This is a genomic window from Mesorhizobium sp. WSM4846, assembly GCF_055811415.1.
Map to the genome: position 1 here is coordinate 230,790 of NZ_JBVVPZ010000004.1, position 25,245 is coordinate 256,034.

General features: G+C 60.2%; 19 protein-coding genes and 2 pseudogenes. 13 read left to right on the plus strand and 8 right to left on the minus strand.

Features of this window, described 5'->3' with window-relative positions:
* Positions 1–57 precede the first annotated feature (57 nt).
* Positions 58–1,293: a site-specific integrase gene (locus tag AC0L15_RS06345; RefSeq protein WP_287246246.1), complete on the minus strand. Its 1,236-nt coding sequence runs from the start codon at positions 1,291–1,293 to the stop codon at positions 58–60.
* A 100-nt stretch (positions 1,294–1,393) separates the two neighbouring features.
* On the opposite strand from AC0L15_RS06345, the gene AC0L15_RS06350 reads away from it, so the two are divergent.
* The 5 genes from AC0L15_RS06350 to AC0L15_RS06370 all read left to right on the plus strand — a co-directional run bounded on the left by AC0L15_RS06350 (position 1,394) and on the right by AC0L15_RS06370 (position 3,914).
* Complete coding sequence (locus tag AC0L15_RS06350) at positions 1,394–1,879, plus strand: hypothetical protein (protein ID WP_287246247.1); 486 nt, start codon at positions 1,394–1,396, stop codon at positions 1,877–1,879.
* A 32-nt stretch (positions 1,880–1,911) separates the two neighbouring features.
* Positions 1,912–2,106 (plus strand): DNA-binding protein, encoded by a 195-nt coding sequence (locus AC0L15_RS06355; RefSeq protein ID WP_353813019.1) that lies wholly within the window; start codon positions 1,912–1,914, stop codon positions 2,104–2,106.
* A complete protein-coding gene (locus AC0L15_RS06360; protein ID WP_287246248.1) occupies positions 2,103–2,348 on the plus strand; it encodes a hypothetical protein in 246 nt (81 codons plus the stop codon). The genes AC0L15_RS06355 and AC0L15_RS06360 overlap by 4 nt, the downstream gene beginning before the upstream one ends.
* Before the next feature lie 4 nt (positions 2,349–2,352).
* The gene (locus tag AC0L15_RS06365) at positions 2,353–3,072 is read left to right on the plus strand and encodes a helix-turn-helix domain-containing protein (protein WP_287246249.1); all 720 of its coding nucleotides are present in this window, start codon (positions 2,353–2,355) and stop codon (positions 3,070–3,072) included.
* A 128-nt stretch (positions 3,073–3,200) separates the two neighbouring features.
* Positions 3,201–3,914 carry a hypothetical protein gene (locus tag AC0L15_RS06370; protein WP_287246250.1) on the plus strand — a complete coding sequence of 238 codons (714 nt, stop codon included), beginning with the start codon at positions 3,201–3,203 and terminating at the stop codon, positions 3,912–3,914.
* A 37-nt stretch (positions 3,915–3,951) separates the two neighbouring features.
* Here AC0L15_RS06370 and AC0L15_RS06375 read toward each other — a convergent pair whose 3' ends face one another.
* Entirely contained in the window at positions 3,952–4,689 is a 738-nt protein-coding gene (locus AC0L15_RS06375; protein WP_287246251.1) for a DUF4336 domain-containing protein, read from the minus strand.
* Between the two features lie 404 nt (positions 4,690–5,093).
* On the opposite strand from AC0L15_RS06375, the pseudogene AC0L15_RS06380 reads away from it, so the two are divergent.
* The 6 genes and pseudogenes from AC0L15_RS06380 to AC0L15_RS06405 form a co-directional block, all read left to right on the plus strand.
* Positions 5,094–5,487 (plus strand): annotated as a pseudogene (locus AC0L15_RS06380) (tyrosine-type recombinase/integrase); the annotation flags it as partial.
* A gap of 281 nt (positions 5,488–5,768) precedes the next feature.
* Complete coding sequence (locus AC0L15_RS06385) at positions 5,769–6,242, plus strand: hypothetical protein (RefSeq protein ID WP_287246525.1); 474 nt, start codon at positions 5,769–5,771, stop codon at positions 6,240–6,242.
* Between the two features lie 134 nt (positions 6,243–6,376).
* Positions 6,377–6,778 (plus strand): MAPEG family protein, encoded by a 402-nt coding sequence (locus tag AC0L15_RS06390; protein WP_287239886.1) that lies wholly within the window; start codon positions 6,377–6,379, stop codon positions 6,776–6,778.
* Positions 6,779–6,784: 6 nt separating this feature from the next.
* Positions 6,785–7,060: pseudogene (locus AC0L15_RS06395) on the plus strand (RNA polymerase sigma factor SigJ); the annotation flags it as partial.
* Positions 7,061–7,169: 109 nt separating this feature from the next.
* Positions 7,170–8,390: a cytochrome P450 family protein gene (locus AC0L15_RS06400; RefSeq protein ID WP_473496024.1), complete on the plus strand. Its 1,221-nt coding sequence runs from the start codon at positions 7,170–7,172 to the stop codon at positions 8,388–8,390.
* A gap of 283 nt (positions 8,391–8,673) precedes the next feature.
* Entirely contained in the window at positions 8,674–12,021 is a 3,348-nt protein-coding gene (locus AC0L15_RS06405) for an AAA family ATPase (protein WP_473496025.1), read from the plus strand.
* Positions 12,022–12,145: 124 nt separating this feature from the next.
* On the opposite strand, the gene AC0L15_RS06410 is transcribed toward AC0L15_RS06405, so the two are convergent.
* The 4 genes from AC0L15_RS06410 to AC0L15_RS06425 form a co-directional block, all read right to left on the minus strand.
* Positions 12,146–12,628, minus strand: a complete 483-nt coding sequence (locus AC0L15_RS06410) for a GNAT family N-acetyltransferase (protein WP_287240018.1) — start codon at positions 12,626–12,628, stop codon at positions 12,146–12,148.
* 51 nt (positions 12,629–12,679) lie between these two features.
* Positions 12,680–14,407, minus strand: coding sequence for an adenylate/guanylate cyclase domain-containing protein (locus tag AC0L15_RS06415; protein ID WP_287246522.1), 1,728 nt, complete (start codon positions 14,405–14,407; stop codon positions 12,680–12,682).
* 622 nt (positions 14,408–15,029) lie between these two features.
* On the minus strand, positions 15,030–15,467 hold the full coding sequence (locus AC0L15_RS06420) for a YybH family protein (RefSeq protein ID WP_027152611.1): 438 nt from the start codon (positions 15,465–15,467) through the stop codon (positions 15,030–15,032).
* A 665-nt stretch (positions 15,468–16,132) separates the two neighbouring features.
* Complete coding sequence (locus AC0L15_RS06425) at positions 16,133–16,621, minus strand: cupin domain-containing protein (protein ID WP_245277707.1); 489 nt, start codon at positions 16,619–16,621, stop codon at positions 16,133–16,135.
* A 483-nt stretch (positions 16,622–17,104) separates the two neighbouring features.
* On the opposite strand from AC0L15_RS06425, the gene AC0L15_RS06430 reads away from it, so the two are divergent.
* Positions 17,105–19,084 carry a peptide ABC transporter substrate-binding protein gene (locus AC0L15_RS06430; RefSeq protein WP_473496026.1) on the plus strand — a complete coding sequence of 660 codons (1,980 nt, stop codon included), beginning with the start codon at positions 17,105–17,107 and terminating at the stop codon, positions 19,082–19,084.
* Positions 19,066–21,801, plus strand: coding sequence for an adenylate/guanylate cyclase domain-containing protein (locus tag AC0L15_RS06435; RefSeq protein WP_287246520.1), 2,736 nt, complete (start codon positions 19,066–19,068; stop codon positions 21,799–21,801). The genes AC0L15_RS06430 and AC0L15_RS06435 overlap by 19 nt, the downstream gene beginning before the upstream one ends.
* 146 nt (positions 21,802–21,947) lie before the next feature.
* On the opposite strand, the gene AC0L15_RS06440 is transcribed toward AC0L15_RS06435, so the two are convergent.
* Entirely contained in the window at positions 21,948–22,742 is a 795-nt protein-coding gene (locus AC0L15_RS06440) for a class I SAM-dependent methyltransferase (RefSeq protein ID WP_287246519.1), read from the minus strand.
* A gap of 403 nt (positions 22,743–23,145) precedes the next feature.
* A complete protein-coding gene (locus AC0L15_RS06445) occupies positions 23,146–24,870 on the minus strand; it encodes an adenylate/guanylate cyclase domain-containing protein (RefSeq protein ID WP_287246518.1) in 1,725 nt (574 codons plus the stop codon).
* Positions 24,871–25,245: the final 375 nt, after the last annotated feature.

A 25,245-nucleotide genomic window follows, 5' to 3' on the forward strand; every position in this document is an offset into this window, starting at 1 on the left:
TGGTCGTGCCATTGATTTCGTTGGCGAAATCGGTCGTTTGTCGCGTCTATGTCGCGTTCAACCCAAAAGAGCCCGCTCTGCTGCAGCCATTTCGTCGCCGTCATCGCCACGCGGGAATAGGTGTCCGTAGACGTCCATGGTCATCACGATCGAGCTATGTCCGAGCCGTTCCTGGATCACCTTCGGAGGAAGGCCGAGGCCGCCGTCTTGCGGTCGATTGATCAACCATGATGCGTAAAAGTGACGGAGCGCGTGCATGCCACCATACTTGGCGAGCATGATGACTGTTCCATTGTCGTCCGTCCCGTCACTCGCAACCATCACCCCGGCCGTTATCTGGGTAGGCAGGAAACCGCGCTTGGTAATGTTTGAGCGGCTTTCGATGTTGCCGTTTCCTGTCGGGAAGACGTAGTGCAATTCCCTAACCGGATTGCCCGCGGCGTCGTTGCCAGTCACGCGACGCGGGCAGGCGAGCTTCCATTCTCGCAATGCATAAATAACCGCCGGCGGCACCGGTATCGTCCTCTCCCCAGCTTCAGATTTCGGTCTCCCTATTTCACCATAGTCGTCAGCACGCTGATGGACGGTGACACGCGCGCGTTCGAAATCGACGTCGCTCCAGCGCAAACCGCGCAATTCGGATGATCGCATGCCGGTAAAGACAGAGGTGATCAGAAGCGGGCGCCAGCGTCCTGACGAGGCGTCGACGATCGCTTTGATCTCTTCGCGTGTCGGTATGTCGACGCCGATTTTGAGCTTGCCTTTCTGACGCTTGTCCGCCTGACGCTCCTTGCCTCTGCGGCGTCCGCCACGCAGATCCCTGACGGGATTGCGCGTGGCCAGGCCACGTTCTAGAGCATCCGCTAGGAGGGAGCCAAGCGAGCCGAGAACCTTTCGGACCATAATCTGGGACCGTCCATTTTCTCGCAGCGTGTCGGCGAACTCTCGGACGGACGGCACTGTGAGATGCGAAAGTAGAGTTGTTCCGATGAACGGCTCGATGTGCAGTTTCAGGTGCCGTTTGCGCTGGTCGATCGATGAACGTTCGAGCCCCTCATTCTCGCCAGTTGTAATCCAAAATGCTCCCGCCGCTTTGACCGTGACGCTGGCGCTGTCCGCGACGTGCGAGCCCTCTCGAACCTCGACCTTAGCCGTGGCGGCGAAGTTGTCGGCGTCCTTTTTCTTCGCGAATGTCTTCAGCCGGCGAACGCCCTTACCGTCGGCGTAATCGACCACCCAGGCGGTTTTCTCTTCACCCTTGTCGTTAGTCCATGTGCGCTTGCGAACTGACATCGGCACTTATCCTCTCCGCGCTGTCATCGGTTGGAACCACTTGACAGCCATCTGCAACGTATGTCAAGAACGGAAAACGTACTTGGTTTACGGAGAAGAAATGGATCGCGAATTTACCTTGGCAGAAGTGACAAGCATCACGGGCGCGAAGCGTCGGACGGTACAGTTGTGGGCCGAGGCTGGCGCGATCCAGGCAGATGCCGCGACCGAGCGAGCCGGCACCGGGGTTTATCGTCGCTTCTCACGTTCCGAGGCGTTAGTAGCGTGCATGCTGGCTTCGCTCTCCTACCTCAAGATGTCTATCGGGGAACTCGTCCAGCGCGGCGCCGACCTTCGCAAGTGGATCGAAACGGCCGATCGAACCGAGATCGACGACTGCATTTCCGGCAAAAGAGAGATGATCGTCTTTTTCTGGAGATGTGAGGAGTATCCCGAACATCCCATGCTAGTTTTTATCAACAGGCCCGGCGATCCACTTGATAGCTCAATCAACTTCTTTGGCACGCAAGTTATTCGCGCAGCAAGCGAGCCTCAAGCCTTGCTGGTCTGCATTCCCCTTGGTTCGCGCCTGCGTGCGTTAGCGTAAAAATTTTGCCCCCATAAAAACGGAGAACGTACTTGATTACAGAACAGAATGAACCGCTCGACCTCGTTTGGGGCTGCGACGCGATTGCTGCCGTTATCCACCGAACTCCAAGGCAGACCTTCAATCTGCTGGAGACCAATCAACTACCGGCAAAAAAGGTCGGAAACCGTTGGGTAGCATCGCGCGGCAAGCTCAAGAAGCTCTTCGAAATCGAAGATGCCGCATGATGCAGACCGACCTAAAACCTGATGTGGCGGTCCCCAGGCTGCAGCCGAATGGCTGGCGGCAGGCCGCGACCATGGCAATTTGTGAGGCTGCCCAGTGGTACGCCGCGAACCGAGGTGCGTGCGAGCGGCCTATTATCCCCACGCTGCGCCAGCGCTTCGGCCTGACTGCCCACGAGGCCGTGTGCGCGATACGTGCGTCGTCGGGAACGAAGGACCTGAACACGGCACCGGCGGTGACCTGACCCAATGTCGCGCCTTGCGAAAACAGATGTGCTGTTCGCCCACATGGCGCTCGCGCTAGCGCCAAGGATTTCCAGCGCTGGCAAGTCGGTCGGATCGGCCTTGATCGACCACTTCAATCGAGTGAACGGTCGTTGTGATCCAAGCATCGGTCGGTTGGCCACGCTGCTCGGTATCGACCAGGCCACTGTGCGCCGTGGGACGAAGGAACTCGTGACGGAGGGTCTCTTCCAAAAGGAGAGCCACGGTGGCCGTTTTCATACCGTATCATATCGACCCCAATGGGAGAAGTTCCGGGCCATTGTCACCGACTGGAACGGGCGAATGAAGGATGGCACTCCTCCAGATTGGCCGGCTTCGAAGCGCGCAAGGATGCGCGGTTTGTGCGCGCAAGGTTGCGCGGTTGATCCGCGCAAGGATGCGCGACAAACCGGACTAAGGAACCGAACTAAGGAACCTGGCGTGGTTGATAGGCCGGTTCAGATCGGAGGAAATCCCGACGGGCTGAGCCTTCCGAACGGTCGAAAGGGGCTCAGGAATGAGAGAGCTAAACCTCAAGCGCCGCATTACCATGTTCACCCACTGCAAGGCGGCAAGCGAGATAACTCGCCTTCCGCCGCGGCTCAGGCGGCTGCCGATCGCAAGATTGCCCGTGAGATCCAATCGATCGCCGACCCAAAGCTGCGGACAGCCGCTTGGCTTCGCGCCATGGGTGAGACGCAATGAAAATGGCACATGGGATGGGGGGAGGGTCAGACTAAATACCCGACTCTTGCCCAGACCCGTCCCACTCTAAGTCACAGGTTTTTTTTCCTCAACGAAGTTTTTGGGATAGGAACATGGGGGTATTAAGCATGACCGCCAATGAATTACCCAATGATTTCAACGGATGCGCCGTAGATCGTACTAACCAAGACGCTAGGGACGGCCTATTAAATTTCATTTCTGAGCCGGTCATCCTCCTGGCATTCCGGGCCCGTTCGCGGCGACGCTTGACCTGCGACCAGGGCTTTCCCTTCCCGGGCGAGCAAGCTCGCATCGTCCAGCTTCTGGTCGAGCGGGTGGATGTCGCCGTCGAGCGCATTTCGATCCGGCTCCGCACGGAAGGCATGGCCAGTCTCGCGACGGAGCTGACAGCAGCCGGAGCACAGGAGGACTGCATGATGCCGTCGGAGGCCAAATATGCCGAACTCAGCCCTGACGGCAAATCCCTCACCGTCCATCTGCCGCTGACCCTGCGCAAGCGTGGTGGCCGCAAGATCATCATCTCGCCCGCCGGCGCACAGCCATGGACCCCAGCACGGCCACGCATAGACAACACTCTGATCCGGGCGCTGGCGCGGGCGTTCCGGTGGAAACACATGCTGGAGAAAGGCGAGTTCGCCACAGTGATCGAACTTGCCGCGGCCGAAAGGCTTGACCGCTCCTTCGTATCCCATGTGCTCCAGTTGACGCTGCTCGCGCCCGATCTGGTCGAAGCCATACTCGACGGACGGCAGTCCATGGGGGTTCAGCTCCAGGCGCTCGTCAGGGGTTTGCCCGTCGAATGGGAACGGCACGGGAGTTGATGGCTACTTCCTGCTGACAATCTTTCTGCGGCCGCCCTCAGAGAAGCCAGGCCAGCGACTGGCGAAGAAATGTCGTCCCATCCTTGTGGAACCACCGGCCATGGCTGAAGATCACGCGCTTTGGCTGAAAAGCCACGAGGCGCTCCGCGGCCGCCTTCGCCTGCTCATGCTTCCGTTTGATGGTTATGCGCAGGTAAATGGGGGCCTTCCCCACAGGTGCCGTGACGCCTAAGAGGCGCGCCGCCGGCCTGATGATGAACGGCAGCTTCTCCGGCTCGAGATTCAGAACTAGATCCGTAAGCACCATAGTTCGGCTCTTCTTGTGATAGAATGCGACTTCGGTGAACCCACCGGCTCCTGGAATGAGAACCTGATCGAGATCTTTCGACCAGGCTTCCGGCGCCGCAGCGGCCAGATCGTGATCGATCCTGACGCCAGCCCGGCGGACCTGTGCCCGATGGCGCAAGCCCGGAGCGGCCCAAGTCGACGCTCCCTGCACATGGTTCTGCCACTCCTTGAGGAGGGTCCAGTGTGCACTGTTTGGCGCAACCAGATGCACTATCGGACCAATCTGCTCGAGCTGCTTTCTCAGCTCAAAAACGAACCGTGTTGGTGAATGCAGCAGGAGACCGCCATTCTCGAGCTGGATAACCGTCATGCGCACCGGAATTGGAATGCCCATCACGCTCAGCGGTCCGCTGTCGACGATCCAGATCCCAGGGGCGACAGGCTTGGCGACATCAAGAGGAGGGTAAGTGGCGTCTTCGGGCTTCATGGTAGTGCTCCAATTCAGCTTGGAGCTGGCGCAACACGCTTCGAGAGGATCTGTTCCGGGGAACTGCGTGACGGCCTATTCGTCTGCTGGCCAAAACAAATCATTATGTCATTATGTTGCAACTACCAACGGCAGCTTTGCGCCCCAATGTCGGCCGTAGAAGTCGATCTCGACGTTGCCCGGAAGCAGACATCTCCTGTGACCGCGCTGTACGTGGCGTCGCGACGAGCCTCCGAGCACATCTCAGCAACGCGGTCAAAGGTTGTGGGTTGTTAAATGTTTACAGCTTTGCGCATCCCTCGCTTTCGTGGCTCTAGATTTCGTGCAGGCAATCCTGAGTCAGCCGAGCGTTGGCTGCCACCGGCCCTGCCACCGAGACTATGTTTGCCATCCGCCTCGTTGAGATTCGGACTCGGGCCATGGTTGTGCAACAAAAGACTGGGAGGCCAGTTCAATTCGAACTGACGGCAGACGCCCGAACAAGCCTCCTTGCATGGCTTGAACGTAGAGGTGGCACGGTCGACGATTTTGCCTTTCCCAGTCGACCATGCCGGCCATTTGAGTACCAGGCAGTATGCGCGCCTGGTCGATGAATGGGTTTCGGCGATTGGCCTTCGCCGTGAGGATTTCGGCACCCATTCGCTTCGTCGTACCAAGGCCTCCATCATCTATAAGGCCACCGGGAATCTCCGAGCAATTCAAATTCTGCTCGGCCACACCAAGATTGAGAACACCGTCCGATATCTCGGCGTCGACGTCGAGGATGCACTGACGCTGGCCGAGGGAACTGAAATCTAACAGAGGGCGACCTCGCGTGAGTCAAGCCGGGTCGTCATCGCTCCGTATTCGGCCCAGCCGTTCAGCGCCCCATCTCGGCCGTTCAAGGCGCCTTTGCCACTGCCCAAAAGCAGACGTTACCACGGCAAGCTGTAGGTCGACGTTGCGCCAATCGCCGACTTTCCTGGCGCTTTTCCAGAGCCGATCTTCGCGCCGCGACCTGGAGTGGACATGCGGAAATGCCGAACTTGCCAGCTGCGCGCCCTTCTGATCGTGTCGTGGGACGACGAGTGGAACGAGCCATGCCATCAAGCTACCTGCCTTTCTCGCCCTGGCTCCTGGCACTGATGTTGGCGGCGTTCTGCGCTGCGCTCGAAGCGTGGTTGTCCGGGCCGAAGCCCTTTCGCTTTTTGGCATCGCTCAAACAGCCGCGCTGGGCACTGCCGATTTGGGGATGGATGATCGTGGGCGGGGCGTTCTATGTCATCATGACCTATGGAGCCTCCGCGATGCTACAGGCCCGGGAGCAAGGCTTCGCTCGTGATGATAATAGCCGTTATGGTCACCGATGGGGTTTGGAACTACCTATTGTTCCGCTACAGACGCCTCGACTGGGCCTACTGCTGGTAGCCGCAACGACGGTTGCGGTCTTCACGGTCGATATGCTGGCAGGCGGACTGATCGCAATTTGTTTCGCGTTTTTGCCCTATGACTTCGCATGGACCAAAGCCTTGGCGAAACTGAACCCGCACCTCTCCCTTGAATCTGGGCAGTAAGGAAGGACCGCTGCCCACCGGCGTTGATGAATCCCAACGATCGACCCTTCCCGGACATCAACCTGGCCAGCGGACCGGCATACAACGCACGATTCTGGTAGGGTCTTTGAAGAACGGGCAGGTGTGAGGGTTGAATGAGCTTCGAACTAGCGATGCTTGTGGCGAGTTGCGTGCTCTGTTTAATTCAAATTGTTGTCTCCTCCCACGCTGCCAGCTTTCAACGAGGTTATCGTTGGACGGCCAGCTCTCGTGACGCCGAAGTCTCTCCGCTCACGGGCGTAGCAGGACGCCTGGAAAGAGCACTTCGAAACTTTCTTGAGACGTTCCCGGTGTTTGTGGTGGCGGTCTTCCTTGTTCACGTGCTCGGTCGTGAGAGCGCCCTCAGCGAATGGGGAGCTGGTCTCTATTTTTCCGCCAGATTGGTTTACCTTCTACTCTACGCAGCGGGCGTTCCTTTGCTCCGGTCGCTCGTCTGGAATGCCGCGTTCGTTGGAATTGTCCTTCTTTTGCTCGCTTCAGTCTGGCCCGAGCTATAGTGCCCGCATGCCGACGGCCGTCACGAGCCGATCTTCGGCTTCGATGCCGTCATGGAGGTCCATGAAAGTCCTGGCGACTCTTTTCGGAAGAATGGCTCGAAGCTAGTTCGTGCCGGTTTCGTCAACGGATTGACCGGTTTCACCACGTTAGAGGGCCGATGGTGAACTTCAGACGACCGCGCCCGAAATCGAGGACGGAAAGGTTGCAGCAATCTATGTGGTGCCAACCCTGACAAGCTGAGACACCTGCATTCATCACACTCAGCCGCGCGACCGAGGTAGTCTGGACTCTTTTCTGCTAGCGTGCCGGTGCCGTGCAAGTGCCGAGACGGATTAGCCGGAGAAGCGCAGCAGTGCCTCATGAAGGACTGGCAACATTGGGAGTGAGCGCATGATCGAGACGCGCGATTTCGACATCTTATCGCCGGGCTTCCATACAAACCCCTTCCCCACGGTTGACCGCATGCGAGCCGAAGGCCCAGTCGTTTGCATGAAGCTGCCGATTGTTGGCCGCACGTACCTCGCGGTCACACATGAAGCCTGTGCGGCGTTGTTGAAGGATCACGAGAGCTTCGCGCGCGACCCTAGGAACGCCGGGAGCAGGACACAGGCGCGGATATTGAGGTTCCTGCCAAGGACGATCAGCCTTCTGGCGCTGAATATGCTCGGTCACGATGACCCGGAGCATCGCCGCCTACGCGGCCTAGTCGATCAGGCTTTCCAGCGCCGAACCATCGAGGCCATGAAGCCGATGATCGCGCAAATAGCAGATCGGCTTCTCGACAGGATGGAGGGAAGACTGGAGGTCGATCTCATGTCTGAATTCTGCCGGGACCTGCCTCTTTCGGTCATCTGCGCGATGCTCGGCCTGCCGGAGGAGGATCACGATCGGTTCAAGAACTGGTTAGGCGGGCTCAAGGACACTGCCAATATCGGAGCGGTGATCCGCGCCGTTCCCGGCGTGATCAGTGTCGTCCGCTATCTTCGCCGCGTCTCACGACCCGGAGGCGGAGCCTTGCCGGACGGACTGATCGCTGCGCTACGGGATGCCGAAACCGATGGGCAGAAGCTCAGCGAGGACGAACTAGTCTCGATGATTTTCCTGCTCTTCGGTGCCGGGCAGGAAACCACCACCCATCTGATTTCCGGCGGGCTCTTTGCATTGTTATCGCATGAAGATCAACGCCGCAGGCTGCAGAGCGAACTAAGCCTGATGCCCACCTGCGTCGAAGAATGTCTGCGCTACGTATCGCCAGTGCAAATGACCAAGCCGCGCTTTGCGACCCGCGACATGGTTTGGCAGGAACGGCAATTCCGCCGCGGCGACATGTTCGCCGGATTCCTGGCGGCGGCAAATTGCGATCCTGCCAAGTTTGAGGATCCGCACCGTTTCGACATCACGCGCCACCCGAACCCGCACCTCTCCTTCGGCACAGGCGCGCATTTCTGCCTCGGTTTCCAACTCGCTCGGGCGGAGGCCGCTATCGCCCTCGAGCGCATCATTGCGCGTTTTCCAGACATGCGCCTCGACAACAGGACGGGGAATATCGAGTGGCGCAAGCGCCTTGGCATCCGCGCCCTCGCACAGTTGCCCGTGCGACTTGTGGCATGAGGTGGTGCCGGTCGACGCATCCAACCTCACGATGCGCGCAGGGCGCCTGAAAAGAGCATGCGAGAACAAGCGGAGTTAGAAGAGAAACACATCGCTTATATGGCGATTTTGCCTGCGGAGTGCACACTCTAGCGTCTGCAACATTATGCTCGCCAGGCCACTCGTTCCACGGCCGATATCTCCCTTTCAGCGGCCTCTTCCAAAGAGATTTCCGCCTACTCCATCAATTTGGGATATAGTCGGGAGAACAGGGCAGCCCCCGCAGCCGAAGAGGAGAAGGGGCGTGGATATCGCGGCATGGCTACTGAGCCTCGGCCTGCAGCAATACGAGCCGGCTTTTCGCGACAACGACATTGAAGCTGATACGCTTCTCCAGCTTACGGCCGACGATCTCGTGGCGCTCGGGGTTACATCGATTGGTCACCGCCGCAAGCTGCTCGCCGCCATCGACGCCCTGCGCGCTAGTTCGGATAGAGCGGCCACCTCGACCACGAGATCCCTGGCGGCGGTCCCAGGGACAGCCCCGCCGCTTCCAGAGGCTGAGCGGCGGCAGCTAACGGTCATGTTCGTTGACATCGTCGGCTCGACGGCACTCGCTGGCCGCTTGGATCCGGAGGACATGCGCGAGGTGATCGGGGCCTACCATCGCAGTGTCGCTGACACAGTTGGCCGCTACGGCGGCTTCGTGGCGAAGTATATGGGCGACGGGGTCCTGGTCTACTTCGGTTGGCCGCAAGCTGATGAAGCCGATCCCGAGCGCGCTGTGCGCGCCGCCTTGGCTACGCTGGAGGAGGTCGGCCAGGCCGCGTCAGCCGGCGAACGGCTGGTCGCTCGCATTGGCATAGCCAGTGGTCTCGCGGTCGTCGGCGACCTGCTGGGTGCCGGGGCCGCACAGGAGCAGTCGGTAATAGGCGAGACCCCAAACCTCGCCGCGCGCCTACAATCCCTCGCTGATCCTGGCTGCGCAGTGATCGACGCACAAACACGGCGGCGCATCGGCGGCTTGTTCGAGTGCCGCGAGCTTGGCGAATTTCATCTCAAAGGCCTGTCTGGCGCTGTGTGCGCGTGGCAAGTGCTTGGCGAAGCCTTGGTTGAGAGCCGCTTCGCGGCAATGCACGCGGCCTCCCTCTCGCCGCTGGTCGGGCGCGATGACGAGCTCGATCTGCTGCTGCGCCGCTGGCAGCAAGCAAAGGACGGCGAAGGGCAGGCAGTGCTCATCTCCGGCGAGCCCGGCATCGGCAAATCCCGCCTGATCGCTGCGCTCGAGGAGCGCGTGGCCGGGGAGGCGCATCTCAGACTCAAGTATTTCTGCTCGCCGCATCACCGCGACAGCGCACTACAGCCCGTCATCGCACGCTGGCAGAACGATGCGGGTTTTGTGCGCAGCGAGTCTGCGGACGCTCGGCTTGACAAGCTGGAAGCCCTGCTTCTCCCACTCGGGGCAACTCGCGAAGAGGTGACGCTCATTGCCGAGTTGCTCGGCGTGCCGGGTGGAGAGCGGTATCCGCCGCTGGAACTCACTTCGGAGCGCAAGAAGGAGCAGACCTTCGGAGCATTGAACCGGATTCTGGACGAAAGGGCACGCCGGTCCCCCGTGCTGATCCTGTTCGAGGACGCGCATTGGGCCGACCCAAGTTCGCTTGAGCTGTTGGACAGGTTAATCATGCGATTGGCCTTTTTGCCGGTGATGGTGATCATATCCTTCCGGCCAGAGTTTCACGCGCCTTGGGTCGGCCAGGCCAGCTTAAGCTTGATGGCGCTGAGCCGGCTTGGTCCTCGCCAGGCGACGACGCTCGCAAGTCAGGTTGTCGTCGGTCAGGCGCTTCCGGCGGGGATGCTGGAGCGGATTGTGGCGCAGACCGATGGCGTACCTCTCTTCATCGAGGAATTGACCAAGGCCGTGCTGGAACGCGCCAGTCAGCCCGATAGCGCTGGTTCAGCGCTTTCGGTGCCGAGCACCTTGCAGGCTTCACTGATGGCGCGGTTGGATCGGTTGCCGGTCGCAAAACAGGTGGCACAGATCGGCGCGGTCGTCGGCCGAGAGTTCAGCTATGAGCTGCTGGCCGCGGTGGCGGGAATTCCCGAGGCGGCATTGACGCGAGGATTGGACGAGCTCGTAAGCGCCGGTCTCGCGTTCCGCCGCGGCACCCCGCCCGAAGGTATCTACTCCTTCAAGCACGCTCTCGTTCAGGATGCCGCCTACGGGAGCCTGCTACGCAGCACACGGCAGAAGTTCCACTCGCGGATCGCCAGGGTGCTGGAAGAGCGCTGGCCGGAGGTGGTCGAAACCCAGCCTGAGCTGCTGGCCCATCACTTTACCCAGGCGGAACTGACCGAGCGGGCTGCGGACTACTGGCAGCGGGCCGGGGAACGCACCTTCCGGCGCTCGGCCGTTGCGGAAGCCATCGGCCATCTCACCCGGAGCATTGACCTCGTGCGGACCTTGCCCGAGAGCCGCGCCCGGGCAGAGCGCGAACTTCATCTTCAGACTATGCTTGGTCAGGCGTGCATTGCCCGGTACGGCCACGCAGCACCTGAGACCGCCTCCGCTTTCGCCCGGGCGCAGGAGTTGGTAGAGGCCGTAGGCGACGTATCACAACAGTTTCCTGTGCTGTATGGGTTCTGGGCTGTCCAATTCGTACGCATGGCGCTTCCCGAGCAGCAGAAGCTGGCCAGGCAAATTCTCGCCTTGGCCGAGCTGCACCCAGACCCCGAGCGGCTGTGCTTGGCGCACCGGATGTGCGGCGCGACAGATGAGGTGGGGGGCGAGCTGCTCGCCGCCCGCGAGCACCTCGAGTGTGCCGTTGCGCTGTACGACCCGGAACGGCATGGTTCGACGGCCTTTGTTTTTGGCCAGGACCTTGGCGTGTCCGCGCTCGCCCACCTGACCTGGGTGCTGTGGCTGCTGGGCTACCCGGATCAGGCATCCCGCCGACAAGCCGAGGGATTGGCCTTAGCCCACCGGGTCGGCCATAAGAACACCCTCGGGTTTGCCCTGATGTACAGCGCGCTGGTGGGGGCTTTTGGCCGCGACGACAGCGCGGCCGCGGCGCATGCGGCGGCGTTGCTGGAGCTGGCCCGGGAACACAAGTTGGATCTATGGGCCGCCAGCGCGACCGTGGTCCAGGGCTGGACCATGGCTCGCCACAGTCAGGAGGCCGCCGGGATAGAAGCGATCCAGCGCGGGCTTGCGGATTGGGGGAAGAGCGGCGCGGCGTGGATGCGTCCGTTCTTCCTGGGCCTGCTGGCCGAGGCTTGTGCCCTCTCGGGAGACATGCAACGGGGGCTCGGTGCACTGGATGAGGCTCTGGCAGTGGTCGAGGGGACAGGGGAGCGTTGGCCGGAGGCCGAACTGTATCGCTTGCGAGGGCAGTTCCTGACAGCTTTGCCGGACGGCGGAAGACCAGGCGAGGCAAGCGCCGCGTTTCAGAGCGCGATCCAGATCGCCCGGCGTCAATCCGCAAAGTCCTGGGAGCTACGCGCTGCCACCAGTCTCGCCCGGCTCTGGCGCGACGAGGGCAAGCATGCCGACGCCTGCAATCTGCTCGTGCCGGTTTATGCGTGGTTCACCGAGGGATTTGAGACATCGGACCTCAAAGAGGCTAAAGCAATGCTCGACAGCCTGAAGTGAATAGAGTCCATGCCAGTCCGCCGCCAGCCATCTGCGGCCTTCTTGCTGATCGTCGATCCTCTGCGGTATCGCCCGGCCCATGGCCGCGGCGAACGAAGGGCTGCTATGCGCCTGCGCAAGGCAGTCAGAGCGATCGGTGCATTACCAGCGTGTCCACGAACCCCAGAACCGGATGCTCGAAACCTCGCGGAATCGTTCCGACAACGTCGAATCCAAGATGACGCCAAAGCTTGACCGCGCGTTCGTTGGTACTGACCACACAGTTGAACTGCATGGCCCGGAAGCCTCGCGCAGCCGCGTGACCCAGAGAGTGCTGGCACATCGCCGTTGCAACACCCCGGCCGACCGAGTCCGGCGCGGTTATATAACCGCAGTTGGCGACGTGGGCACCGGCGCCCCGTTGGTTCGCGTGCAGATAATAAGTTCCCATCACCAGTTCGTCCGTTTCTGCGACGAACACCTCGTGATCCGGGGAAAACCAGTAGGACAGCGCGTCGGATCTGCTCCAGTCACGCGGCAGCGCGTAGGTTTCGCCTGCCCGCAAGATGGGTTCGACTATGTTCCAAATGGCGTCTGCGTCGGCAAGTGTGGCTGTGCGAATGGTCAGCAAGGCTAGATATCCAAATTTGCACGGATGGGGTTGTGGCCACGTCCGGCCCTACTGTGGCAGGCCGGCGTCTTCATAGCCATCGATGAAATGTTGTCGATCGGCCCCGTGCCGGAACGGTTGTGTGCTTGCCCAGTGCTGTATCGAGAAATGCTGATTCGAGGCGAGGAATTGCCTTGCTTCCTCCCTGGCCTCTTCCATATGCCCGAGCCGCGCCAGACTTGCAGCCAAGATGCGTTGCGAGCCGAGCCGGTGCGTGGCCTCATGCCGGAGTGTCTCGACGGCATCGGCGTATTGACCCGCTGCGTATTGGGCGAGCCCGAGAAGCCAATAGTACCACCCCGGCGGGTGCGGATTGAGGCGAATGGCGTGGCGCAAATGTCCGATGCCCTCGATAGCCTTTCCCTCGAATGCCTGCAGTTGCCCCAGGAATGCCCAGGCATCGGCATGATTGGGGTTGACCCGAAGGGCAGTGGCCAGCTCCGCCGCGCCTTCATCCGGCTTGCCATCGTAGATCAGAACGTCGCCGAAAATTGCATGGGCCACGGCATTTTCCGGATCAAGCGATACGGCGCGCCGGGCTGCCGCCAGAGCCAGCGAATGATGGCGCTCTGGAGCATCCAGCCAATACGCCCAGGCAAAATGGTGGCTCATCGCAAGCCAAGCATGAGCATCGGCGAAGCCGGGATCGAGTTCGATGGCCCTTTCCAAGAGCGGCGGCGCGGCCCTGTTGCTTTCGGGCGACTGAATCACCAGCACCCGGCCGCGGACGAACAGATCATACGCTTCGAGACTTGCCGCCCTACGCGTGCTTGAGGTCGCAGCGGCTGGCAATACACCGGACAGGGCATTTACAATCGTGCCGACGACTTCGTCCTGCAACAGGAATACGTCCGCCAAATCCCGGTCGAAGCGATCAGCCCAGAGATGACTGCTGTCCGTCGCGTCGATTAGCTGGGCATTGATCCGCACCCTTGCCTTCTCCCTGCGCACACTTCCTTCAAGCACATAACGCACCATCAGATCCCTGGCGACGGAGCGGACATCGACTGACCTCCCCTTGTAGGCGAATGTGGAGTTGCGTGCGATCACCAACAGACCAGGCACCTTCGACAAGTCAGTGATCAGGTCTTCCGCAAGACCGTCGGCGAAGTATTCCTGCTCGGGATCGCTGCTCATGTTCGTGAATGGCAGAACGGCAATCGAAGGCTTGTCGGTAATGGCCTTGGACGTAGAAATCACAACAGGCGGCGTGCCGGAAACGCGGTAGATGCGAACTGGCAGGGCAATGTTTTTCACGGTCTGGGCCCCGAGATCCTCGAAACCAACCTCGATCTTATTTCGGACGTGGTCGTAGATCGTTCCGGAGATGAGGATGCCGCCTGGCTCGGCGGTGGTTTCCAGGCGCGCAGCGATGTTGACGCCATCGCCATAAAGGTCGCTGCCCTCGACCATCACATCACCTAAATTGACGCCAATGCGCAGCACGATACGGAGCTTCTCAGGCAGAGCGGCATTGGCGGCAGCCATCGCATGCTGCACGTCTATGGCGCATTGCAAAGCATTGACGGCGCTGGCGAACTCCACCATCACGCCGTCGCCAGTCACCTTAAAGACCCGGCCATGGTGCCTGGCGACCAACGGCTGCAGCACTTGCTTACGTCGGGACTTGAGCGCGGCCAGCGTGCCGGCCTCATCCGTTTCCATGAGGCGGCTGTAGCCAACGACATCGGCCGCCATTACGGCGGCGAGTCGACGCTGGATGCGTTCGTCGGTCATGTGCGGCGATTGCTCTCATCTGAAAGCAGTCCGGCAGTGTACCGACGCTTCGTGAACGAGTCTATCAGTCCGACCCCGGCCTACCTCGTAGGCAAGGTCAAAAACGGATCATGAGCACTGGTCGCGGCCAATGTCTGCTTTCTGGCAAGAGCACCGGCTCAAGAAGGTCAGCAAGGGGTCAGGAACGTTGGTTCCGGTTAACGTCGGCTATCAGGCAGCGAAATGGGCTGATGAAGGACGGCAAAGTCACGACGATGCCACAGCAACCTGAATGCCCGCTCTTGAGTATTCGCGGCCCGAAGCTGCCGGTCTGCTCTCGGCCCACTATGCTCTCGAGCAGCAATGCGCCCAAAATCGGACGTTGAGATCAGCATTGCCCCTTCCTGAAAGCCGACATCCCAAGAACCTCGCTTAGGGTCGTGGTTGCGCCATTTCGCGACGTTCATGGCGCATCTACAAACCTGACGTTCGCGCTATGACTTGATGGGACCCAAAGCGGCCGTCCGATGCTGCGAGCCTGATGACATGGGCCGACCCTTCGCAGAGAACGGACTGAAGAATAGCCGCGCTGCCGCAGCAAGGGGTTTGCGAGATCGACCGCTCCCCAAAACCACAACCGCGCCTATTGGCGGAGTACCGAATCGGCCGGCTGAGCCGTCATTATCGGATCGGCATGACGATGCACAATCTTCCAGAGACCATCTTCTGGGCGAAAGACGCTCGTCACGCGTAACGCTAGAGGTGTGACATCGCTCCGACCGCCAACCTTGGACCTGAGCTGCTCTACTTCGACGAGGTATGCCAGCTCAGACGTCACACACTTCGCTATGCTCTCGAAGCCGGTAGCGTCGCCGTCCCTGTAATTCGATGCCGCTTGCTCCATCGTCTCAGCGACCTGCTTCCATCCATGCGCGAAAGGGCCAAAGGGATTGCCCAGTGTTACATCGTCTCGTTGGGAAAAGAGCTTCTTCGCAGGCGCGGGGTTTCCTTTCATGAACTCATCCAGGGCTAGGTGATATTTTTCAACTGCTTGATCGAAATCATTGGCGTCGAGAGACACGTCATCCTCCCTGTCGTTTTATTTCTGATCCGGACTGGCGACTCCTGCAGGTTCAACATTCTGTGTGTCCGCAGCGGTGAGGCATTTCACTAACTGCGGCGCAGCGCGGGTTGGCTTGGTCAGTATAGCAGGGCCAAGACAAGTTTCGCGACAGCGCTTTGAGACGGCTCGGCAAATGGCCGGTTTCCACTCGACCGCGATGTAGAACGCTCCGCGGCTGTACGGCAGAACGAATCCTTCGGCTGGGTCGGTCGCGCCATTTGCTGACCTTCATGGCGCTGCTCCAAACCTGCCGTTCGCGCTACGACCTGATCCGACCCTTCCATGCCCTTCCTTCTGGGCAGCGCTACGACAATCCGTGACCCAATCACGACAGCCGAAATCACAGCGGCAGAGCATCGAAAGACCGCTCCTGGCGCGACCTTCCCGTTCGGAATGATCCGAGGCGGTCATGCCCCAGTGGCAAATTCCAACGTCTCCGGGACCAGCTTTCTTAATATCGCCAATGGGCCACGATTTTTGGCAGAAGGAGAGAGAGGGAGCCTGAGCTGCCGAGCTCCGCTTCCGTTGATGCGGTTTGCATTTATCCGCGTGAGGTAAAGCTCGCGCTTCTATTCCGGGCAACAAGGGTGTGCGAGGTGCAAAGTAGCCGGCTGAGCCGCATTTCACTTCTTGCGCGGATCGTCAGCCGGGTTGATGTAAGTAATACGAAACGGTCCGACGAAATGAACCTCGATGATAGTCTCTTCGCCTCCCGTCCAGACGTAATGCGCTTGATTTGCTGGCAGCGCGTGGAAGGCTCCGGGTTTTAGCAGGTCGCCAGTCTTTTCGCCCTTTTCGCCGACTCCAAAGCCAATGCTGCCGCTGACCAGGGTGATGGTCTCGGCATACGGGTGAGTGTGGGGCGGAATCTGATAGTTGGGCGGAAACTTGGAGCGTGTGACAACCACTTCGCCAGTCTTTGTCGGATCGCCCGTCAAGACAGCGACTTTAGCCCCTTTTGGCAGGCTAGGATTATCCTTCCATACCAGCTTGTCAGGCGTAAGCAGGGTCACATCCATATCGTCCGCGAATGCCGAACCTCCACATACGGTCAAAACTGCTGCAACTGTAATACCGAAGGCAAGTGTGGATCTGCGATTCATAGATTTCATCGCTTCCTCCATTTAGCATGTGCGTGGTGCGCACGAACAAATCATCCAGAGCCCGACCCGACCAATTGTCAAATCAACTGATCGGTGGTCGCCATCCCAGCCAACCCCACCGTCGGGAATCGGGGCGTGAGGCGACCTTACCTTTTCCCGCTGTGTAGGTCAGGATATGGCGCGATCAAGGCGATTGCGCGCTTCAGCCGCTCAGCATGTCCAGGGCGGCATTAAAGGACCGGGTCGGGTGGAATCTTGCTGTCTGAGCCGACTGCCGGAACGCACAGGCAGCGCCAGGAGCTGACGTCCGGCCGACGCCCGCCGAATGGCTCAATCCCAACGATTTTGTGCCCTTCGTTCGCAGCAATCCTCCAGCGACCCGAAAACACCATTTCCACCGTTAGGGCAAGGATTCGCATGAGCGATGGGCTGTCATTCTTGGCCTACCGCTTGCATCTAAACAGCGGTTGCAGATTCCGAGCGCACAGTCGCTTGCATATCGCGGTGACCTCTCCAGCGATTTCAGCGGATGCATCATTCGGGCCCCAGGTGCAGGTTCATTGTCTCGGACCGATTGGTCTTGCCAGCGGCTGCAATTGCGATCAATTTCATAGACTGGAGATATACATCTCCTCGCACAGCCAACTGTCTGAAAGGGAGCTGCGGCCGCAGGATCACAGGGGCAGGGAGGAAGGGATGCGAGCGTCTCGGAGCCGAGAGGGTGTATCGTTGGCCCGCATCAATGCTATTTGCAGGTTATTGCTGCTCATGGTCGCGACGCTCGTTGTCGGTTTGCCCCAACCCGCACAGCCGACCGAGCTGGATGGCGATCCGTTGAGATTGTTGCTGTGGCAAGCGCCAAGCACACTGAACCCACACCAAGCGCCGGGCATCAAGGATCAAACGGCAAGCCGTATCGTCTACGAGCCACTGGCCAGCTTCGACGCAGAGGGCCGGCTGGTGCACTTTCTCGCAGCCGAGATTCCATCGCTTGAGAATGGCCAGGTCGCGCCCGATGGCAGATCGGTCACATGGAAGCTTAGGCCGGGCATCAAGTGGTCCGACGGCGTGCCGTTCACCGCGAAGGATGTCCTTTTCACCTACCAATACATAGTGAACGAGGACGTGGGCTCGTCGAGCGCGGGCTCGTACAAATCAGTCGCGAAGGTGGAGGCGCTCGACAACTTAACGGTCAAGGTCACCTTCAAGGACGTCAATCCCGCCTGGTCGCTGCCCTTCGTCGGCGTGCAGGGAATGATTATTCCGGAACACGTATTCGGCCAGTACAATAACAAAGATGCCGCCAGCGCTCCGGCAAACCTCGCCCCGGTGGGCACCGGTCCTTACCGACTCAAGGAGTTCCGGACGGAGGACGTCCTTCTCATCGGCGAGGACGTCGTCAACACGGTCAAGATCATCTTCGAGCCAAATTCCGAGTATCGTGATCGTGACAGCCTGGCGTTCAAGCAGGTCACGCTTCAGGGCGGTGGCGACGCCAGAACCGCTGCAAACGCCGTGAGCGAAGGCATCGTCGACTACGCGTGGAACCTTCAGGTCGGCGAGGCTGACCTTCGAAGCCTTGAAACCAAGGGCGTTGGTAGGGTCGAGTTGTATTGGGGATCCTATGTCGAACGCATCATGCTCAATTTCACCGATCCCAGACGGGAAACCGCCGACGGCGAACGCGCGAGCGTGGAGTTCCCGCATCCAATCCTGACCGACAGGCGCGTCCGGCAGGCGCTGGCCGCCGCCGTTGACCGGCGGAAAGCTGCCGAACTGCACGGCAGGAGTGGCCGCGCCACCGCCAATCTCCTAGTCGCACCGGCGGCCTTCGCCTCGCCGAACACGAAATGGGAGTTCAATCTCGATAAGGCGCGCGCTCTGCTGGACGAAGCCGGATGGCGCGACACCGATGGCGACGGCGTCCGCGACAAGGACGGCGTCCCGCTGGCGCTGGTGTTTCAGACCAGCATCAACCCGGTGCGGGAGGCGACCCAGGACTTCATAAAGGCGGACTTCGGCTCGATCGGAGTCCGGGTGGAAAACAAGCTGATCGATTCCAGCATCTTCCTGGGGTCGTCGCCCGACAATACGAACACCAGACGGCACTTCTATGCGGACCTCGAGGAGTTCGCTTACGGCAACAAGGGCCCCGATCCCGGCAGCTACATGATCGGCTGGACCTGCGCCGAAGCAGCACAGAAGAAAAACAACTGGTCGGGAACGAATTGGGCCCGCTATTGCAATCCCGAGTATGATGCGCTGTTCCAGGCGTCGGCGACCGAAGTCGATCCGGAGAAACGGGGCGCGCTGTTCATGGCGATGAACGATCTCCTGATCGCCGATGCCGCGGTCATTCCGCTCATCGAATGGGCTTATACTTCGGGCCTGCGCAATGACATAGCCGGCTACGATCCTACCCCTTGGGACGCTGAAACCTGGGACATAGCGAAGTGGCATCGCAAGAAGTGATCGGAGGCGGCCGGGACGCAGAAGGCATCCAAGCGGACGGGAAGTCGGGGCAAATTCGGCAGTTGTACACCGCTCCCTTGGGGAAACTGACCGCTTGGGTCGCGGCGGCGCTGCGCAAGCTCAACATTGGCGGCAAGCTTACGGTCGGCTTTGGCATCCTGGTCGCTTTAATGCTGCTTGTCGTCGGGTTGAACTACCTGGGAAGCATAGCGGCCGTTCGCAACATCAACAGAACCACCGATCTCAGCGCGCCAAGCGCGGTTGCATCGGCTCGGGCTCAAGCGAATCTGCTCCGCATGCTGGGCGAGGTCCGAGGTTATCTGGCACTTGGCGACGAATCCTATCGGGATGACTATCGGCTGGCCAACGAGGCCTTCCTTGGCGACATGCGCGAGCTCGAGGGTCTCCTGCGCGCAAAGGGGGAGTCGCCAGCCGGGCGCAGCAATGCCGAGCTCGGCATGCAAGAAATCGGTCAACTGTTGGCTGAATGGAAACCACTGTCCGAGCAGCTATTCGAACTGCGTAACGACCAGCTGCGCAGGGAACCCGCGCTCAAGATCCTTGTGAGCGACGCCAACCCGCTCATAGCGACGGTGGTGGCGTCGGCCAAAGCCATGATGCTGGCCCAGCAGAACCGTGATCCGACGGCTGCCAATACGGCGCTCTTGGCCGACCTGGCCTCGTTCCAGAGCTCCTTCTACGCGATGGTCGCTGGGCTGCGCGGCTATGTCACCACTGGACGGGAGAGCTTCAAATATGAGTATCAGGCCAACCTTAATATCAATGAAGGGGCCTGGTCCAACATCGCGAAAGAGGGCACCACGCTTGCGGCTAACCAGACTGTATTGATCGATAGAATGGCCAAGAGCCGGACTGCATTCCTCGAGCTGCCCGCGCGGATGTTCGAGGCGGTGGAGGGCGAACACGCACGCGAGGACCTTTATCTGTTCCGCACGAAGGCAGTGCCGATCGCAGAGCGCATGCTCGCGCTCCTCGACGCTGTCGCCACTCAAGAGCAGCAGCGGCTTCAAGTCGACCTCGCGGGCGGCCGGGACCAGCTCGAACGTGCGCAACAAATAATCCTGACCGTCGGGGCAGCAGCCGTTTTGTCGGGCTTACTGCTTGGCCTGATATTCCGGGACAGTATCGCCGGACCGATCCAGCGACTGACCGGTGTCGCCGATCGCGTGCGCAGAGGCGACCTCGCGGCCCGCGCGAAGGTCGAGTCAGGCGATGAAATCGGCAAGCTCGCTGCCAGCTTCAACAGCATGACCGTGCAACTGGCTTCGAACATTGGAGACCTCGAGAACCGCCGCAGAGAGCAGGAGAACCTCGCCAGACGGTTTCGCCGCCAGAGCGAATATCTGGGCGCCTTGCATGACACGTCGCTCGGGTTGATCGCGAGGCTCGATCTTGCCGAGCTTCTGTCGGATCTCACGAGTCGAGCAGCGCAGTTGCTGGGTACCGAGCACGGCTACGTCTACCTGGTTGACGAGGCCGGTGAATCTCTCGAGCGCAAGGTCGGAGTCGGGGTCTACGCCACGCATATCGGCCAGAGGCTGGTGATAAACGAAGGGGTAGCCGGCACGGTGTGGAATACTGGCGAGCCGCTCGTGATCACCGACTATCAGAACTGGCCGGGACGGGCCGCTGCCGCAGCCCAAATGGACATCACTATTCGGGCGATCATGGGGGTGCCGCTCAAGTCCGGCGACACGGTCGTTGGCGTGCTCGGCATTGCTTACGACGACGCCTCGGCGCTCGACTTCGGCGAGGAAGAGGTCGAGTTGTTGAAGCGCTTTGGACAGCTCGCCTCGATCGCGCTGGAAAACGCTCAACTTCACACTGCAACGGCGGCTGCCAGGCGCGAGGCGGAGGAAGCGAGCAATCGCGTCGGCGAACAGAACCGCATGCTCGAATCGCTTTCCAGCAAGCTGTCCAAGTATCTCTCGCCGCAGGTTTATTCATCGATCTTCTCGGGCAAACGGAACGTCGAGATTTCTTCATCGAGAAAGAAACTCACCGTGTTCTTTTCCGACATTGCCGACTTTACCGCGACGACGGACAAACTCGAGTCCGAGGAATTGACAGAACTGCTCAATCAGTACCTGACCGAGATGGCGAAGATCGCCTTGGAGCACGGCGCAACCATCGACAAGTATGTTGGGGACGCCATCCTCGCCTTCTTCGGCGACCCCGAGACCAAAGGCACCAGAGAGGATGCGCTCGCCTGCGTCAGCATGGCGATCGCGATGCAGAGGCGCATGAAGGAGCTGCAGAGAGAGTGGGTGGACGCAGGCTATAAACTGCCCTTCCATCTGCGTATCGGAATCAACACCGGCTACTGCACAGTCGGCAATTTCGGCAGCGAGGACCGGATGGACTACACCATCATTGGCGGAGAGGTGAATCTCGCCTCGCGTCTTCAGGCACATGCCGACCTTGGCGGCATCCTGCTGGCGCATGAGACCTGGGCGCTTGTCAAGGACGACATCGAGTCAGAGGAGCTGACGCCGCTGACCATCAAAGGCTTTTCGGAACCGGTTCGGTCATATCGGGTGCTTGGAATTCGGGGCGATCAACCGACTCCCGCGCCGGTGCTCCGCCACATCCAGGAAGGATTGCGGGTCGAGATCGACGTGCCCTTCCTGAAAGGCGCTAGCCGAGCCGAAGCCATCAAGGTGCTTGAAGAATTTATTACGCAACTACGGAACTGAACGCTCGAGACGAACGCTGAGTGCTTTGGTCGCTCGCGAAAAAAAGCTGCCGTTCGCGCAACGGATCGAGTCGACCCGCCTCCAGTCGTTGGGATTCGAGCACGCAAACGGCACAAGTTGACTCAAAGCGGTCATGCACGCGGCCGTTATCGTCGCCCGCCAGCCAACCTGTATTCGACGTCTACCTCGATGATGCCGCCAGTATCCCCGAGGTCGCTCCGTACTTCCTCGCGCACGGCTTTGCGCGCCTCCGCGGAAAGCGAGACAAATGCTTGCCCAGCCGAGCCCGCACCTTTCTCGAAGGGTTCGAAGTATGCATGAAAGGAAGGCAGCACGAAGCGATGCATCTCGGTGGTGATCTCCACGTCCCGGAAATCCGCGACCTCGAGCAGCGACCTCAATTTCATTTCGTCGCCAAGCGAAAATACGCGGGCGGCGGCGGCCGCTAACGATGGCACGTGCCGTGCAATGGCGAGGTTAATGCGAGTGTTATAGGACCGTCCTGGCACTGTGTTGACTGAAACCGCGACGCGCCCACCGGGACGAAGTACGCGACGAAACTCGGCAAGTCCGCGCAGCGGGTCGGGGAAGAACATCAGTCCGAGGCTGCACACGACCGCATCGAAGCTTTCGTCGGGAAATGAAAGTGCCTGGCCATCCTCGACCGCCACCGAAGCGTTTTTTGCGTGGCCAAGGCGTCCGCGCGACTTCTCGACCATTGCGGGCGACAAGTCGGCGGCAATGACGTGGCCGGTTGGGCCAACGATATTTAGGGCCGCTTCGGCTGCGAGACCTGTGCCCGCGGCGATGTCGAGGACGCGCATACCCGGCGCGATGTGAGCCGCGCGAAGTAGGTAGGGTGCGAAGTGTGTCGTGACGCGCGCGAAGGCACCGTCGTAACCGGCCGCAGCTTCATCCCTGTATGTCAGTTCCTCTGCCACTCGGGCGAGTCCATTTGATCGACGCTACAACAACTAGGCTAGGACAATGCCGAAGGCTACTCTTTGGATTTGGATGTCCGTCCTTGGGACGCTCCTTAACCGTTCGGATCGGCGGCAAGTAACGTGAACTTCCCACCCGATCCGGTCCTTTAATGCCGCTCTGGACATACTGAGCGGCTGAAGCGTGCATCGCCTTGATCACGCCATCTTTGGGCATTCACGATACGAACGCGAAACGCCGCATTCGTCACCCACTCCGCGCGTAGCCTACGGCCGGGGCAAGAGGCGCGGTGTTCCGCAACCTCAAAGGACGAACTATCGTTTGCGACCGCGAAGCCATCCGCATGCGTTCCGGTGAACTCGTCGCGTGGTGTAAATTTTCAATGTCCCATTGGCGGCCTACTTACTCCGGCAATCCGGCGTTGCGCAGGCCATCGAGCAGAGGTTTGAGCGCATCTCGGTGAGCATAAGGATTCACAGCGATCAGTTCCCGCGATGAGATGCTGGGTCTAAGTTCGCGAGCCTTCGCCAGCGCATGCGCAGCGAGAGCGGCATGGCCGAGATGGTCATGGGCGGCCGCCAGTGTGAGCCAAGCGGGGTGATCCTTTTTTGGCATGTTGTCCAAGGCCGCTACGACTTCGCCATATCTCCTCAGTTCCAACAAGATTTTGGCGCGAATTACCCAGAACCAGTGTGGTGGAAACGGGGTTCTCTTCAGCGCGTCGTCGATTGAAGCCAGAGCCTCCTCCGGCCGGCCGGCGTATCGCAACCAATTCGCTCGGTCCGCGCGAATTTGCGCATCTGCCGGATTGAGAGCGACGGCGCGGTCGAAATGGACGCCGGCCCGTTTGTATTCGCGGAGCCACACCATGACCATGCCGTTGGCGTGGTGGACCGTCGGATCGTTGCTGTCCAACTCCATGGCTCTTTGTGCGGCAAGTGACGCTTCGTGCAGCGTTAGTGGATCGGTGTCGAACCAGTAGCGGCCGAGGAGAGCGATCGCCAGCCAGGCGTGGGCGTGCGCAAAATCGGGATCGATCGCCGTCGCGCGGGAAAAAAGCGGAACGGCCTCCTTCTCCATGTTGGCGTCGGCCAGCTCCCGGCCCTGCAGGAAAAAGTCATAGGCCGTCCAGCTCGACGTTGGCCGCTTGCGCACCTGAAGAGCAGCAGCGGCCACCATTCGCCCCTCGAGCGTCGTCACGATTGCTGCCACGACTTCGTCCTGCACAGCAAAAATGTCGTGGCATTCGCGATCATACCGCTCCGCCCAGACGTGGTTGCCTGTCCTTGCGTCGATCAACTGTGCAGTAATGCGAATCCGCTCGCCCGCCTTCCGCACACTACCTTCGATGACGTAGTTCGCGCCCAGATCGCGGGCGGCCTGCATTGGGTTGATGCCCATCCTGGCAAGATGGAACGAAGCGTGACGCGCCGCGACGGTAAGATTTCTGAACCGCGACAACTCGGTGGTGATGTCCTCCGTGATGCCGTCCGAAAGGTATTGTTGACTGGGATCGCCGCTCAGATTGTCGAATGGCAAAACGGCAATGGAGGGCCTGGCAGCAGACGTCGTTGCGGCCCGCCCGCCCACTTGACCAGTACTCGTTTCCACACGGTAAACCCGCACCGGTCTGACGATATTCTTGAGCGCCACCTCGCCCATGTCCTCGAAGGCAGCGTTGCCTTTGCCTCGCAATTCCTCATGAACCTTGGCCGAGACGCAGACCCCGCCTGGCTCTGCCAAGGCTTCGAGGCGAGCCGCAACGTTCACACCGTCGCCATAGATGTCCGAGCCCTCACCGATCACGTCGCCCAGATTGATGCCGATACGCAGCAATATGCGGCGGTGCTCGGTGACGGATTGGTTGGCCTCCGCCATTTTGGCCTGTAGTTCGACTGCAGCCTCGACCGCGTTCACCGCGCTGGTGAACTCCATCAGCACGCCGTCGCCCATAAGCTTGACGATCCGCCCGCCGCGATCGCGAACGATCGGCTCCAGGATCGCCTTGCGCCGCTCCTTCAGTGCCGCCAGCGTACCCGCCTCATCCGCCTCCATCATTCGGCTGTAGCCGACCACGTCGGCCACAGCGATGGCGGCAAGACGGCGTCTGACGCGTTCATCAGCCATTAAGTGATCGCCTCACTGGTTGGATCGATGATATTTGCGCCGCACGGAGGAGTCCATCGTGGCCAGCAACGAGAACGGCTACCTGGGTGGAATGATGGTCTCCTACCCCTTTCGGGACATTGAGCCTTCAACAGTCAATGACTGCTTCGGGTCATCAGTGCTGGTGGCCGCGAATGTCGGCTATCGGGCAGAAAAACGGGTTGATGAAGGTCGGCTTGGGGTCAGGTCACGACGATGCCCACACCAACCTGAATGTCCGGTCTTGAATATTCGCAGCCCAAAGCTGCCGGTCTGCTCTCGGCCCCAAAAAGCCGCCAGGCGGCAACGCACTTTGAGATGAACTCTGCCGCTTCCCGTTAGCCGAAGTTGCAAGCG

Excerpts from the sequence above, each read along its gene's own strand:
- AC0L15_RS06345 (WP_287246246.1), bottom strand. The coding sequence starts at position 1,293 with ATGTCAGTTCGCAAGCGCACATGGACTAACGACAAGGGTGAAGAGAAA.
- AC0L15_RS06360 (WP_287246248.1), top strand. The coding sequence starts at position 2,103 with ATGATGCAGACCGACCTAAAACCTGATGTGGCGGTCCCCAGGCTGCAG.
- AC0L15_RS06425 (WP_245277707.1), bottom strand. The coding sequence starts at position 16,621 with ATGAAATCTATGAATCGCAGATCCACACTTGCCTTCGGTATTACAGTT.
- AC0L15_RS06365 (WP_287246249.1), top strand. The coding sequence starts at position 2,353 with ATGTCGCGCCTTGCGAAAACAGATGTGCTGTTCGCCCACATGGCGCTC.
- AC0L15_RS06390 (WP_287239886.1), top strand. The coding sequence starts at position 6,377 with ATGAGCTTCGAACTAGCGATGCTTGTGGCGAGTTGCGTGCTCTGTTTA.
- AC0L15_RS06385 (WP_287246525.1), top strand. The coding sequence starts at position 5,769 with ATGCCATCAAGCTACCTGCCTTTCTCGCCCTGGCTCCTGGCACTGATG.
- AC0L15_RS06400 (WP_473496024.1), top strand. The coding sequence starts at position 7,170 with ATGATCGAGACGCGCGATTTCGACATCTTATCGCCGGGCTTCCATACA.
- AC0L15_RS06350 (WP_287246247.1), top strand. The coding sequence starts at position 1,394 with ATGGATCGCGAATTTACCTTGGCAGAAGTGACAAGCATCACGGGCGCG.
- AC0L15_RS06445 (WP_287246518.1), bottom strand. The coding sequence starts at position 24,870 with ATGGCTGATGAACGCGTCAGACGCCGTCTTGCCGCCATCGCTGTGGCC.
- AC0L15_RS06375 (WP_287246251.1), bottom strand. The coding sequence starts at position 4,689 with ATGAAGCCCGAAGACGCCACTTACCCTCCTCTTGATGTCGCCAAGCCT.
- AC0L15_RS06370 (WP_287246250.1), top strand. The coding sequence starts at position 3,201 with ATGACCGCCAATGAATTACCCAATGATTTCAACGGATGCGCCGTAGAT.
- AC0L15_RS06415 (WP_287246522.1), bottom strand. The coding sequence starts at position 14,407 with ATGACCGACGAACGCATCCAGCGTCGACTCGCCGCCGTAATGGCGGCC.